The organism is Nitrosospira sp. NRS527, assembly GCF_018406445.1.
In the GTDB taxonomy this organism is placed as follows: domain Bacteria; phylum Pseudomonadota; class Gammaproteobacteria; order Burkholderiales; family Nitrosomonadaceae; genus Nitrosospira; species Nitrosospira briensis.
In genome coordinates, this window is record NZ_AP024515.1 from 2,604,600 (window position 1) to 2,619,011 (window position 14,412).

General features: G+C 54.4%; 9 protein-coding genes and 1 tRNA gene. 3 read left to right on the forward strand and 7 right to left on the reverse strand.

Features of this window, described 5'->3' with window-relative positions:
* Nucleotides 1-541: 541 nt before the first annotated feature.
* The 5 genes from KJS40_RS11680 to KJS40_RS11700 are packed head-to-tail and all read right to left on the reverse strand — an operon-like array spanning nucleotide 542 to nucleotide 9,053.
* Entirely contained in the window at nucleotides 542-2,002 is a 1,461-nt protein-coding gene (locus KJS40_RS11680) for a class I SAM-dependent DNA methyltransferase (RefSeq protein WP_213537940.1), read from the reverse strand.
* 1 nt (nucleotide 2,003) lies between these two features.
* Nucleotides 2,004-2,792, reverse strand: a complete 789-nt coding sequence (locus KJS40_RS11685) for a hypothetical protein (protein ID WP_213537942.1) — start codon at nucleotides 2,790-2,792, stop codon at nucleotides 2,004-2,006.
* A 20-nt stretch (nucleotides 2,793-2,812) separates the two neighbouring features.
* Entirely contained in the window at nucleotides 2,813-4,567 is a 1,755-nt protein-coding gene (locus KJS40_RS11690) for an AAA family ATPase (RefSeq protein ID WP_213537944.1), read from the reverse strand.
* Nucleotides 4,568-4,569: 2 nt separating this feature from the next.
* A complete protein-coding gene (locus KJS40_RS11695; protein WP_213537945.1) occupies nucleotides 4,570-6,276 on the reverse strand; it encodes a restriction endonuclease subunit S in 1,707 nt (568 codons plus the stop codon).
* The gene (locus KJS40_RS11700) at nucleotides 6,273-9,053 is read right to left on the reverse strand and encodes a type I restriction-modification enzyme R subunit C-terminal domain-containing protein (protein WP_213537947.1); all 2,781 of its coding nucleotides are present in this window, start codon (nucleotides 9,051-9,053) and stop codon (nucleotides 6,273-6,275) included. Before KJS40_RS11700 ends, KJS40_RS11695 begins: the two co-directional genes overlap by 4 nt.
* Before the next feature lie 597 nt (nucleotides 9,054-9,650).
* Here KJS40_RS11700 and KJS40_RS11705 point away from each other — a divergent pair.
* The gene (locus KJS40_RS11705; protein WP_213537949.1) at nucleotides 9,651-10,862 is read left to right on the forward strand and encodes an RtcB family protein; all 1,212 of its coding nucleotides are present in this window, start codon (nucleotides 9,651-9,653) and stop codon (nucleotides 10,860-10,862) included.
* A 303-nt stretch (nucleotides 10,863-11,165) separates the two neighbouring features.
* Here KJS40_RS11705 and KJS40_RS11710 read toward each other — a convergent pair.
* A tRNA-Ser gene (locus KJS40_RS11710) sits at nucleotides 11,166-11,258 on the reverse strand.
* Nucleotides 11,259-11,332: 74 nt separating this feature from the next.
* Between KJS40_RS11710 and mltF the strand changes: the two genes are divergently transcribed.
* Nucleotides 11,333-12,733: a membrane-bound lytic murein transglycosylase MltF gene (gene mltF, locus KJS40_RS11715; protein ID WP_244859581.1), complete on the forward strand. Its 1,401-nt coding sequence runs from the start codon at nucleotides 11,333-11,335 to the stop codon at nucleotides 12,731-12,733.
* A 204-nt stretch (nucleotides 12,734-12,937) separates the two neighbouring features.
* On the forward strand, nucleotides 12,938-13,576 hold the full coding sequence (locus KJS40_RS11720) for a peroxiredoxin (RefSeq protein WP_090957665.1): 639 nt from the start codon (nucleotides 12,938-12,940) through the stop codon (nucleotides 13,574-13,576).
* A 296-nt stretch (nucleotides 13,577-13,872) separates the two neighbouring features.
* On the opposite strand, the gene KJS40_RS11725 is transcribed toward KJS40_RS11720, so the two are convergent.
* Nucleotides 13,873-14,403, reverse strand: a complete 531-nt coding sequence (locus KJS40_RS11725; protein ID WP_213537953.1) for a transposase — start codon at nucleotides 14,401-14,403, stop codon at nucleotides 13,873-13,875.
* Between the last annotated feature and the right edge of the window lie 9 nt (nucleotides 14,404-14,412).

Below are 14,412 nucleotides of genomic sequence, written 5' to 3' on the forward strand. Positions count from 1 at the left end.
GAATCTGGGAGGGGGCATCTAAAAAAGGCCTGGAACATATTCTGTAGGTCGACAGTTCGATCCTGTCATGACCCACCACAAATCAAGTTGTTAGATAAATCTCTAGCTGCTTTTTTTATTTCATTGCTACCATATTGCTACCAATTGCGAGGCTAGGACGGTCCACTGGCACATGCTAGATGCCGCCGTATTGTGGCAATCCCCCCTCCTGCCGAGGGCATGTTAAAGCGCATTGCAATGGGGCAGTGGATTGCGGAAAGACCTATCGGCTGTCGCCGATAGAGGGGCAGTAGCTATGACGCTCACCGCAACTTTAATGTGGTAGGTGGAAACCGTTGAAAGCAGACCGAATGGCCACAAGGGGCGTTGCCAAGCTTGAATATGGCGGCTGATGGATGATGACCACGTGCCGACTAGCCTGCGGAGCTTGATAGCAGTGGTGCCGGCTGGTTGGCAACGATAGGGGAATCCCAGAGAGTTGGGGCAGCACGGTGTCATCGAACCACCAAAGGATTCTCGGCAGTTTCGAAAGCATCGGGAATCACTTGCTCCTCAAACCGACAGCGACGTCCCGGAATGAAGCCAATGCGGCTTCCAGGTGCTCAATGATCTCCTGCTGCAATATATCGGGCGGTGGCAAATCGTCGAGGTTGTCTAGGCTGTCGTCTTTGAGCCAGAAGATGTCTAGACTGGCTTTGTCGCGGGCGATCAGGTCTTCGTAGCTGAAAAACTTGAAACGTTCGGTGGCGACGCGCTTATGGCGGTTTTCCGGGTTGTAGCAGGTCATGAAATCCTGCAAATCGTTCAACTTGAGCGTGCGCGTCTTCAGTGTGAAATGCTTGTTGGTGCGCAGGTCATAGAACCAAATTCCCTTGGTGTGGACGCGGCCGTCTTTTGGGGTGTTGTCGAAGAACACCACGTTCGCCTTCACGCCCTGCGCATAGAAGATGCCCGTGGGGAGACGCAGAACCGTGTGCACGTCGCAATTCTCTAGCAGCTTCTTGCGAATTTTCTCGCCAGCGCCGCCCTCAAACAGCACGTTGTCCGGCAGCACCACGGCTGCTTTGCCGTCCATCTTCAGCATACTGACGATGTGCTGCAGGAAGTTGAGCTGCTTGTTCGACGTAGTTTCCCAGAAATCCTGCCGCTCGTAGTTCAACGCCCCTTTGTCTTCCTCGCCCTCTTCATTGGTGAAGGTCATGCTGCTCTTCTTGCCGAAGGGCGGGTTAGCCAACACGTAGTCCACCTTCAGTTTGGGCTCGGTGATCAATGCATCCGAACGCTCCACCAAAGGCTCACCATCCAACTCGCCCACGTTGTGCAGAAACAGGTTCATCAGGCACATGCGGCGCGTGTTGGGCACGATCTCGTTGCCGTGAAAGGTCTTGTCGCGCAGGAATTCTTTTTGCGATTTGTTGAGCTTGGCACCGGGCCGCGTCAACCAGTTGTAAGCGCCCAGGAAAAAACCGCCCGTGCCGCAGGCCGGGTCGGCAATCGTCTTCATCGGCTCGGGCCGCACGCAGGCCACCATCGCCTCGATCAGCGCGCGTGGCGTGAAGTACTGGCCCGCACCGCTTTTGGTGTCTTCCGCGTTCTTTTGCAGCAGGCCTTCGTACAGATCGCCCTTGGTGTCGGCATCCAGACTGATCCAGCTCTCCGCGTCGATCAGCTGCACCAGGCGAGAAAGCTTGGCCGGGTCTTGTATCTTGTTCTGCGCCTTGAAGAAGATCGCGCCTAGCATGCCCGGCTCATTGCCCAGCTTGTGGAGGGTGGCGAGGTAATGCGCCTCCAGCGGTTCGCCCACCTTGGGCGTCAGGCTGGCCCAGTCATAACCCTTAGGGATATGGGTGTCGCGGTTATACGGCTCCTGCGCGTATTCATGCGCCAGCTTCAGGAACAGCAAGTAAGTCAGTTGTTCCAGGTAGTCGCCATAGCCCACGCCGTCATCGCGCAGTGTGTGGCAGAAATTCCAGACTTTCTGAACCAGTGTGCTTGTGTTCATTTCAGACCTCTAATAGTTCTTGTATCCAGGGGTGTGCGTCGCTGCGTTGCCCTCGCAGGAGAAAGTGCATGTCGCCGCTGTATGGGGAATCCCGGTCAATCGCGCGGCGCAGTCTTGCAGCGGCCGTCTTGAAGTCAAACGCACGGGTCGGATCGTTGGTGACTAGCTCAAAAAGGCGCTTGCCCTCATCAACATCCGACATCAGCTGTACAGCAGCAGCGTGGCGCTTTTTGCAAGTCGGTTCATAGTGGAGATGAAGGATCTCGATTGAGGCCTCCGCACGCTTCTTTGTGACGGGATCGGTACCGGCGGCGCAAGGCTGGCCGTTCTCTTGATGACAGCCCAACAAGCGCCAGTCCGACATTTCACAGGGGTCGAGGAGCAACGGTTGTTCCAACGCAATTGAGCCGGCTGTGTAAACGCGCCGAGCCTCATCGAGCAATGGAAACCGATCCGCCTTGCCGCCAGCAGTGCCACTTACAACGTCTTTGCGCCTGCTGTTGCAGTAGGTGCATGCGTAGCGAAAATTGCTGTCATCAAAGGCAAGCCAACGGTAGCCGTTGTGTGGATTCGCCGCATCATTCACGCGATTCTTGGGGCGAAAGTGGTCAACAGCGTTATCAGATCGATCAACAGGCGATTCGCAGTACCAGCACTTGTCGTGCAGTAACGCAGCCAGTCCGTCCTTGAGATCACGCCAAACCTGGTCGTGGTCGGTGGGGTCCTCACCACTGGCAACGGCTTGTGTGGCTGTTTGAGCGCGTTGAGTCCAACCAGTTGGCTTTACCAACTTTGAACGATCGACATACCTCACGACGCCGCCCCTTCTGGTGGGGTTGGCTCTTCTGCAAGCAACTCAGCAATCAGGCGTTTGGCTAAAGCCTCACGATCCGTCCGAGGCATTTGCACCACTTGCTTTGCGAGCTCAGTGGGTTGGGCTGTTTCAAATTGCTGCACGAGCAGGTCATTGCGCAAGCGCAGGTAGCGCGAGTACTCATCATCGGGGTGGAAGAATCGGAACCCAAGCCGATCCAGTTGCCCGTTGATGCCATCCAACTCACGCTGCTCATCCGGAGTAAGCCGCTCCTTGGCTGCGAATGCTCTCTGCGCCTCCAACAGCTCCTGAGTTGGCTGATCCAGCGATGAAGCGATGCCAAACATGTCGCTAGTGACAATCGCCGCATAACCCATGCCGCGCGGCGCCATTTCCGGATAGCAGGCCACGATATGACGCTGCTTCTCCTGTTTGGTCATTCGGAGAATCTGCACCTGTTCGCGATCCAATTCGGCGACGGCCAGCGGGTTGTGAGTGGTGAGCAGGATGTGGCTGGTATCTTCATGCTTTGTGCCACTGGCGACGAATTGCTTCAGGTAGGAGATGTAATCCACGCTCCAACGCGGATTCAGATGTGTGTCTGGCTCATCCAGCAAGAATAGGCTTTCGTCTTCGGCGGTAAAGCGCAGCAAGCCCAACACCGTCAGCAACTGCTGCTCACCTTCGCTGAGCTCGCGGAACGTCACGCTGCCATCGTTTTTCTTGAGGCGCACACGGATGCGCACCTCCTCGATCAACTCGGAGACGTAGGTGCTCTCCAAGTCGCGGAAGAACTGCGCCGGCGCCTGATTGCCGACCAAGCGCCGCAGCGCGGCGATGTCCTTCACGTAAAGGTATTTGAACTGTAGCGTTTCCTTGTTCCAGATCGAGGTCGATACGCGGCGGCTGATCTCAACTGGCGCCAGGGCGATGTCATAAAGGCGAGACAAGAAGTCGCGCACCACGCCGCGTGCATTCCAGAAGCGTGAGTCGCCATCGGCTGCCTTCGACTTCCACGGTGGTTGCCGCAGTATGAACAGCACCGATTCAATGCCTTCGTCCGGATCGAGACCGAGGTGGTCATCGAGAAATGCTCGCACCACGTCAGATTGCTGAATCAGGAAGACCAGCAACACGAATTGGCTGTGCACCGGCATGGCATAGAACAAGCGCTTCAGGCCGGGGTCTTCGCCGTTACGCAGCTTGCTGTCGTAGCTTTCCAGGTAAGGACGAAATACCTCGTGCATGCGCGGGCTCTCGCCCGAGTAGTAGCTGAACACATAGCGTGGCAAATACTCGACATCCGCATTCAAGAAGGCTGTGAGTTTGATGCGCTTGCCACGCAGGGCCGATATCTGTTCTTCACCCTCCATGAAAGGGATCAAAGTGCCTTCACCACGAGCCTGCGCATCCGTAGCAACGTGAGTGGTGAACGGCTCCTTCTCACGGTCAGGATCAGCATCGATGTGAATGTGACGGAGGCTCTCGCCTGCACCCATTCGGTAGGCAAGCTTGAATGCGAACCGAGGAACTTCCTTCCGTTTCTCCGGCGACATGCTCTTGTAGGTGATCAGGTCACGGAAGATGATGGCCAGTGCCTCCAGCACGTTGGACTTGCCGGTGCCGTTCCAGCCGATCACCACCGTCACCCAATGATCCTGATCGAAGTCAATGCGGACGTTCTTCAGGTTCTTGAACTGGTGCGTCGGGCTATCTTTGGCGCTGCCGATAGTGAGTTTGTCGAGGCGCATGGTCAGGTTGGCAGCAGTTTCAGGCGGTCGTGCAGCTTGCGGCCCTGCGCATCGGTGACTGCTTCTACGGCCAGCCGTCCCGCCTTGTCCAAAGCACGCAACTCTGCATAGAGCCCTTCAATCTGGTCAGTCAGCGCGCCATCGGCCACACCGCAGCGACGGAAAGCCTCTTGCGCTGATACCCAGTCACCCTCCTCGGCGAGCACATGAATTAGTTTGCTCACCATGGCGGCGATCTCCTTTTGTTGTTTGGTTTTGCGTATCTTGGGCTGTTTCTCACGCTCCACCCTTTCGGCGCGAATGCTTTCCAGCAGCGCGCTGGCGGATTCGTCGTTCGGGTCTTGCGGCACCAGTTGGCCGGCGAAGGCGGCGCGCAGGATGTTTTGACGTTGGGCGGTGGATTGTTTGAGGGAGAGCCCAATGGCAGATTCTTGATCACTAATATTTCTGATTTCTGCGGCAATATGCTCGACAATCATTCGTTGCTCAGCCATAGCCGGCAGCGGTATACACAATGCTACAAAACTTTCTTTAGTGAAGTGATTAATGGTGCTGCCAGTAAATGTTTTAGCCAATCGCCCTGTTTGTGCGACAAACTCCAAGAAAGCAACCAATAATTCTGGCTCATACAAGTTGAACATCCGTACGCGATGCAAGGCTTTTTGATACTTAAATCTTTCATGTTCTTTTCTGCAAATTGCTGCACGGCCAGGCTCGCCCCCTTCACAAACCAATACATCGCCGGCGATCAGCCCATACCTTTCCAGTTCATCTATATTGAAAAACATTTCGTAAACATCGTCAATCTCAATACTTCCCCATCGAACATTGACGTTTCTAAGATATGCCAGTTTTTCTCCTGAAGTGTGCTTGGTCTTATCAAGCATTTTCCCTAAAAAAACCTCAGCGACCTGATCAACACTCGCCCACACCCATCCTTCCGGCAGTTCCGGCAAGTCGGTGGTGTCCGGCTGCATCGGCTCGGGGTATTTCTTTTGCCAGTCTTTGGGCGGGGTTTTGCCTTGTTCTTTGAATTTGACGAGCTGCTTGGTTTCCCAGCGAACGCGGCGTTCGGTGAGGATGCGCTCCAGCAATTGCGCTCCGGTTTCGGTGGGTATGTGCTGTGTACGCCACTCAGCAGTGAGCACGCCTTCGACAGCGGCTTTTAGCAACGATTGGCGGTAATGGACGAGCTTCTTCTGCGCGGCCTTGAGTTCGGCTACCCCTGCATCGAGATCGGAGAGCAGTTCTTCGAGTTTGGCGACGATGCGGGTTTGTTCGCCCGATGGCGGTAATGGAAACGCAATTTCCGCCAATACTATGGGATCAATATGCGGGATACCTACGCCCTTGGTATGAGTATTCAGGTATCCGTAGTTCGAGTGAACGAAATAGTAGATGTATGAGGGATCTGCCAAGTCCGATGTCAGACGAGCAAGTGTTGATCCAATAAATCCCCCGATGCCACGCCCGGCTAAACCGGCTCTTGCACCGTCCCAAACTAATAACGTATCCGATGGCTCGCAGTGCGGCACGTCCTGCTCTGGTGCGTATTCTTTAACCAACTTGGTTTCAAAAGCCGATATATTGATGTAAGGAACCAATCGGTCATCACCCTTTGGACCCAGACCAATTGGCTTCTTCCCCTTTTGGATTTGGAGGGCTTCACCGAGTGCAATTTGAACCCATCCATCTGGCAATTCACTCACGCCACTAACTCCTCATTCATTTCATTCATCAGCGTGTCGAGTTCCTTACCAAAAAGCCCCCACGATTTCTGCAGGCCACCCTTGTCAGCCAGTTCGGCGTAATCAAAGTCATCGCGGCTAATGCTGCAGCTGCTGGCGATGTGGTCCTTCATCAGCCGCAGCCACTCGGTCTGTTCGGGCGTGAATGCGGTGCCGCGTAGGGCGTTGTGGCGGAAGATCCAGGCTTGGAAGCGTTTGCCGACTTCGTCGGCGAAGGGCTTGAGCTCGCCCTCCAGCCCCAGCGCAAAGCGCACCAGAGAAACCAAATCGGTGAGCTGGCGTTTGCTGCTCAAGCCCTTCACCTGACTGGCCTGCACGCGGGCATAGGCACTCCATAGGCGCTCCGTGGTGAGCAATAGCGGCGGCTTACTCAAGCGTTCGTGCAGGTCTTCGATCATGTCGAAGGTGAGCGCGCGGCGCTGGTAGGGCTGCTGGTAGAAAAAATCCAGCGCGGCAACTTCGTCCTTGTGCTGTTTCAAGTAGTCGGCGAAGGTTTGAATGACCGCTCTGGCTTGCGCCTCGGCCTGTTCGCTGAAGCCTGCGAAGGTCACCTGATCCAGGTTGATGTGGTCGATGAGTTGCTCGCGCTCGCGGCGGGCGCTTTCGATCTCGTCGCGCAGCGCGGGCTGGTCAAACGGTGCGCAGGCGGCGGCCACGCGCTCAGTGCGGGCGGCTTCAATTTCTTGGGGCAGCAGGGTGTCTTCCCAGCGGGTAATGCCCTTGGCCTTGGCGATGGCCAGCGCAGCTTGCACGATGGCATCGGGGTTCAGCGATGCAATCAGGCCCTTGCTCAGTTCGTTCATCGGAATGCCACCGCTGGCCTTTTCAATGCGCGCCTGCGCCTTGTCGTCAAGTTGCTTGGCCAAGCGCACCAGGCGGTTGGCGAGCGAGAGCACCGTGTCGTCATCGCGGCTGCCCATCGCCACGCCTTGCAGCAAGTCCTTCAGGGCCACGCTGGGCTTCTTCTCCAGAGGCCGGCTTTCGGTCTTGAGCGACCTTTCCACGCCCACGGCGTCGATCAGTACGAAGCGAGTCTTAGCGCCGTCGGCGCTGTTGCTGACGCGCTTGAGGCTGTCGCCATCCAGGCTGCGCACGCCCCGGCCCTTCATTTGCTCGTAGTAGCCCTTGCTGCGCACGTCACGCATGAACAGCAGCACTTCCAAGGGCTTCACGTCGGTGCCCGTGGCGATCATGTCCACGGTGACGGCGATGCGCGGATTGTAGTCGTTGCGAAAGCTGGACAGGATACTGTCAGCATCTTCTTCGGCGCGGTAAGTCACCTTCTTGCAGAAGGCATTCCCCTGCCCATAGACCTCGCGCAGGATATTGATGATGTCGTCGGCGTGACTGTCAGTCTTGGCGAAGATGAGGGTCTTGGGTGTTTCTTTGCGGGCCGGAAAAACCTGCGTTTCCACCGCCGTTTTCATGGCCTTGATCACTTGGCGGATCTGGCTCACGTTGATCACCGAACGGTCCAGCTCCTTGCCGGTGTACGCGGTGTCGTCCTCGGTTTCACTCCAGCGCTTTTTGCGCGTGTGTCGGTCGCGGTGGTCAACCCACTCCTTGGCCTTGAGCTCGGCGCCTTTCTGAGTGATCTCGGTTTCGATTTCGTACACGTCGTAGCCGACGTTGACGCCATCAGCCACGGACTGCTCGTAGGTGTATTCGGCGACGATGTTCTCGTTGAAAAAGCCGAAGGTGCGCTTGTCGGGCGTGGCGGTGAGGCCGATCAGGCTGGTATCGAAGTAGTCGAGCACCTGTTTCCACAGGTTGTAGATGCTACGGTGGCACTCGTCGATGATGATGAAGTCGAAGGTTTCCACCGGCACGGCCGGGTTGTAGCGAACGAATTTTTCCTGCTTGACGGTTTGCTGCACTTCGTTGAGCGAGACATCCTCAGCCGACTCGTCGATAGGCTCGCCGCTGAGGATGGAATACATGCGCTGGATGGTACTGATGCATACCTGCGAGTGCGGGTCGATATTGGGCGAGGCCAACCGCTGCACGTTGTACAGCTCGGTGAACTTGCGGCCATCGTCGGGCGGCGTGTAGGCCATGAACTCTTGATGGGCCTGTTTGCCGAGATTGCGGGTATCCACCAGGAACAAAATACGCTTGGCACCGCCGAACTTGAGCAGGCGATACACGGAGGTGATGGCCGTGAAGGTCTTGCCCGCGCCGGTGGCCATGTGCACCAAGGCGCGGGGTTTGTTCAGCGCCAGTGACTTTTCCAGCCCGGTGACCGCGCTGATCTGGCAGTGGCGCAGGTTCTTTTCAGGCAGCGCTGGCATTTGCTCGGCCAGGCGGCGGCGCAGGGTGTCAGGCTGCGCCAGCCAGGAGACCAGTCTTTCCGGCTTGAAGAAGTGGAAGATTTCGCGCGAACGTGGCCCCGGATCAGCGTTGTCGGTGAAGCGGATGATCTGGCCGGTAGCCTCGAACAAGAAGCGAAGGGGCGTGTTGTCCTTGCGCCATTTGAGATTGGCGGTGGCGTAGCGCTCGGTCTGGCTTTCGACAGCAGTGATGTTTTCGCCAGCGCTGTCCTTCTTTGCCTCAATCACACCTACCGCATTTCGATTGGCGAACAACACGTAGTCGGCCGGCCCACTGTCGGTCGGGTATTCGCGCACAGCTACACCCACACCTGCCGCCAAATTGAGCTGCTTCATGTCCTGAATGACCCAGCCTGCCTGCTCCAGCTTCTGGTCAATCTGTTGACGTGCTTTTGTTTCCGGCGTCATGCGTATTCCTCCCGCGTCGAATACATGTCTATCGTCCAAGCATGTTCCACAGCGCGCACACCCCAATCTCTTCCGTAATTTTCCGTCGAGGTGAGGTCTTGGTATGACGCGAGATCAAATTTCGTCAACTTGGATTATATTCTTTATTGCTGAGGCAACAATTAGACTTAGGTACACCTATCGTGGAGTATGTTATTCGTTGCAGCTATAGCCCCTTAACCATGCTGCCCTGTTTGCGCCTTACCTCTTAATAACGGTCGTTTTTCGTAGATAACAGCGTGCCAGAAAGCCTTTCGGTTTCCCTACTTTTTTATCTCCCAAAACTGTCTCTTGAAAGTATCTCTCCTATAAGCTGTAGTTGAGATGAGTTTCGCGATAATAATGTTTTGTAGAGGGAGTGAAACGAAAATTCGTTATGCGTGGGTCAAGAGCAAGATTTAGCCCTACAACTCGATGCCTTGACTAAAGAAGGGTGTGAGAAGTTATGGTCGCCAATCGCTGGCGGGGAGGTATTAGGCGTCGAACCAAAAGCAGCCGCCTTTGTCCACGACGTACCCCCATCGTAAAAACACGTTCACGTGATCGAGGCCTCTTGCAATGAAGAATATTTATAGCGAGGAAGGATCCAGACCTATCAAGGCCTGGACCGATGTTGAAGGCGACGCACTTGCCCAAGCCAGAAATCTTGCGCGACTGCCTTTCGTAGATCGACACGGTATCGCCCTCATGCCCGATTGTCATCTTGGCAAAGGTACGACGGTAGGCACCGTTATCGCAACGGATAAAGCCATCATTCCAGCCGCGGTAGGTGTCGATATCGGCTGCGGCATGAATGCCGTCCGCCTTTCCCTCAAAGCTTCGGACCTGCCCGATTCGTTGCTTTCTGTCCGTCGCCAGATTGAACGTGATGTTCCCCTGGGTGCTGGCGGAAGCCGCAAAAAGCCGGTTGCACTGGGTAAGCTTTCCTTGGAGCTTAATGAAGGTCGTGGCTACAAGCGATGGTTCGGGCGTTTCGCGCAAAGTCGAAAGACCGATGAGATCAGCTTGCTGAATAAGGCCGAATCACAACTCGGAACCTTGGGCTCAGGCAATCACTTCATCGAATTGTGCACAGATGAGAATCAGGACGTGTGGGTGATGCTCCACTCGGGTTCGCGGGGCATTGGCAACATGATTGGAAGCTATTTCATCGAAAAAGCCCGGCGCCGGATGGAACGCCTTTCCATTCACCTGCCGGATAGCGATCTTGCATGGCTGGCAGAAGGCGAGGATGACTTCGACGATTATGTGGAAGCTGTTAACTGGGCACAGGACTATGCGCTTGAGAACCGGCGGATAATGATGGAGACCACAATAGCGGCGTTACGCCGCCACATTCCCATTAATTTTACCCTTACCCGGGAAGCCATTAACTGTCACCACAATTACGTGGAAAAGGAAACGCACTTTGGGCGAAATGTATGGGTGACCCGAAAGGGAGCAATACGTGCGCGGGTGGACGATCTGGGTATTATTCCCGGCTCAATGGGCCAGCGGAGCTATATAGTGCGGGGAAAGGGCGAACCTGAATCCTACTGCTCCTGCTCACACGGTGCGGGCCGCAAAATGTCCCGAAGTCAGGCGCGAAGTATATTTACCGTGGCCGACCTGGTTCAGCAGACCAAAGGGGTCGAGTGTCGCAAGGATAAAATGGTGTTGGACGAGATACCCTCATCGTATAAGGACATCGATGAGGTGATGGCAAACCAGGCAGACCTGGTGGAAGTAGTTCATACTTTAAAAGCAGTGATGTGCGTCAAAGGAAGTTGAGAGGCATCGCGGGCCACGATTCTAAAGCTCCATTATTGCGCCGAAATATTTGCGTCCGTTTTTGTCTTCCTCACTCTTGCCCTCCAATCCTTCTCGTTAAAAACCATTAACCCCCTCCAGAAGTTTCGTATTCCCTCATCAGCGGGTGTATCCGCCGACCGTCGCTGTTGGTCGCCGGATACATTTTGCCATCCACTTCTATTTATCCGAAACATTACGGGCGAATGCCGAGGATCATATTGCCGCTTGAAGTCGGTGCGCCCTTTTTTACAAGAGCTTACTGGAGGAACTCGGATGTTAAATTGGCGGAGAGGGTGGGATTCGAACCCACGTGCCAGGTTACCCTGACCATCTGATTTCGAGTCAGCGCCGTTATGGCCACTTCGGTACCTCTCCGTTGTGGTATACCATTTTATCAGCTTATCTCACGTTTATCTCACGCTCGTTCAGAACAACATGGCAGAATGTTCATGAATTCTGCTTGTCTCTCTCCCATGCACGTTCTCCCCCGTTTGCTTTTTGTTGTTTTCGGTTGCAGCCTCATTCTTGCTGCCTGTGATTCATTTGAAAAATCGGTATCGCCATTCGACAAAACCGATGAGCTGGTGGTCATCACCGTAAACAGTCCTGATACCTATTATGAGAATGCCGAAGGTGGGCATGCCGGATTGGAGTTCGATCTCGCTTCCGAGTTCGCGCGCGAGCTGGGTATGAAAGTCAGGTTTAAAATCGTACCGAAACCGGATGACGGCTTGTTGAGCCTGGAGAAACATCAAGGACATTTTGCGGCTGGCTTGACCATTACCCCCAAGCACGCGTTGCGCGCCCGCTTCGGGCCGATCTATCAGCTCGTCCAGCCTCAGGTTGCCTACAATACGGACTACCCGAAGCCCAAGAATATGAACGACCTCGTGGGGAGAACTGTCGAAATTGCCGGGGGCGCCACCTATACCGAACCACTGAATAAGGCAAAGCAGCACGTTCCGGAACTGAAATGGGCTGAGGTGGATATTACGCCCGAAGATCTGCTGGCAAAACTGGCAGAGGGAAAAGTCGATTACGTGATAGCAGACTCCACCCAAATCAATTTGGCAAAGAATTTCTTCCCTAATTTGGGCGTAGCGTTTGATTTAGGTGAACCAGCCGGCAAGGCATGGGCCTTTTCACCCTATGCTGAACGCGAATTATTGGAAAGGACTCGGAAGTTCTTTAACCGCATCGAACAGGACGGCACTCTGGTGCGCTTGCTCGACCGGTATTATGGTCATACTCAGCGGCTTCTCCAAACGGATGTGATTGGCATTCTGAAGAAAAGACGCACGATACTGCCCGATTTGCGCGGCTACTTTCATGAGGCCGAGGAGGTGACGGAAATTGACTGGCGGTTGATTGCAGCGTTGGCCTACCAGGAATCCCACTGGGATCGACTTGCGGTTTCGCCCGCCAACGTGCGCGGCATCATGATGTTGACGGAAATTACCGCCGACCGGATGAAGGTGACCGATCGACTGGATGCCCGACAGAGCATACTTGCGGGCGCGCGCTACCTGATGCTGTTAAAAGATGGGCTGCCCACACGCATCAAGGAACCGGATCGTACCTGGATCGCGCTGGCAGCATACAACCAGGGTTCCGGACACGTCGAGGATGCGCGCATTCTCGCTCAACGTCTTGGCCTTAACCCGGATTCGTGGGTAGATCTGAAGCAAACATTACCGCTACTAAGCCAGAGCAAATATTTTCACAATCTGAAGCATGGCTATGGGCGAGGCGGCGAAGCGGTCATACTGGCGGAATCGGTACGTACGTACTACAACATATTGCAGAAATATGAACGGCCTTATTCGTGGGGTTTTCCGATCAAGCGGTGAGGTTGGCTCGCTACCGCTACTGCAGCAGTCCCCCGGTAAGTACGTACTTTCGCATCTTGCACCTGATGGAGAAAATGATGCGGTGCTATCCACCTCATCCATTTTGCGTGAATAATAATTGTTGAGTCATTACAGCAGTCAGGCTATATTGAGCTTATCAATTTCTGACGAACTTTTAATCCATTGTTAACTTAGGAGGATGCCATGACTTTACGCTTAGGCGATACTGCACCTGATTTCGAGCAAGATTCCACGATCGGAAAGATCAGGTTTCATGAATGGATAGGCGATTCCTGGGCGGTACTGTTTTCGCATCCCGCCGATTACACGCCTGTGTGCACAACCGAACTGGGGTTGACTGCAAAGCTCAAGTCGGATTTCGACAAACGCAACGTCAAGGCAATCGGATTATCGGTCGATTCATCGGAGAAACATGCTGGGTGGATCAAGGATATCGAGGAAACGCAAAACTGCAGCGTTGATTTTCCGATCATCGCGGACCTGGACAAAAAGGTTGCGACGCTGTACGACATGATTCACCCGAATCAGTCGGATACCGTGACGGTTCGGTCGCTGTTCATCATCGATCCGAAAAAGAAGGTTCGGCTCATCATCAGTTATCCGTTGAGCACGGGCCGCAATTTTGACGAGGTTCTGCGAGTTATCGACGCGCTGCAGCTGACCGACAAGTATACGGTGGCAACGCCAGGCAACTGGAAAAATGGCGATGACGTGATTATTCCCCTGACGATAAAGGACGAAGAGGTCATCAAGCAGAAATTCCCGAAAGGTTACAAGGCACCCCGGCCATATCTGCGCATCACGCCGCAGCCGGATAAATAGGCTGTTGGCATTGCTTCTGAAACATTGATTCGCTAAAAGCACCCTGATTTTTTGGGTGCTTTTTGATGTTTTAGAGTCTCGTTGCAGCGGAGGTCACACATAGCATACGGCGCAATGCGCTTCGCTTATTGTCGCCCTACCTTATTCGCATGAGGCCGACAACGTAATCAAGCCAAGTTGTATGGATTGAGGTTATGGATTTGGACCTTCCATTTTATTACCTCAAGCCCGCAAGGTATAAGAAGTAGGGCGACAATAAGCGAAGCGCATTGCGCCGTATGAAGTGAAGCGGTATGTCAATCTTCATATTCAAGCTTATTTTCATCGCCTCCTGCCCAATCTGCCGGATAAATACCCTTTTCAACCAGCCGATGAAAGGTGGAATACGGCCATTCGTTCACCCGTTTAACCAAACCGTGCTTGAGTGGATTGATGTGAACATAATCCATGTGCGCATGAAAGTCTTTCTCATCGCGAATCAAATGCTCCCAGTAACGACGTTGCCATATGCCGCGTTCACCACGCGCTATTCGAACCTTGGAGCGCCGCTCGGTAATTGGTAATGCCTTGGAAAATGTAAGTTTGATCAACCGCCACCGCCTCGCAAAATCGGCATCACCAGGTGGAAGTTCGATGACGCAATGGAGATGCTCTGGCAACACCACCCAGCCATGGATAAGGAAAGGATGACGTTGCCGTACCAGCCCCACCACCTTGCGCAGCAAATCTATATGCCGGGTTAGCAGGTCGTTACCCTGTCGTTGCAGCAGGTTAATGGTAAAGAAATAGGTACCACCCGGACGCCAGGCACGTCGATAGTCAGGCATGCAATAATG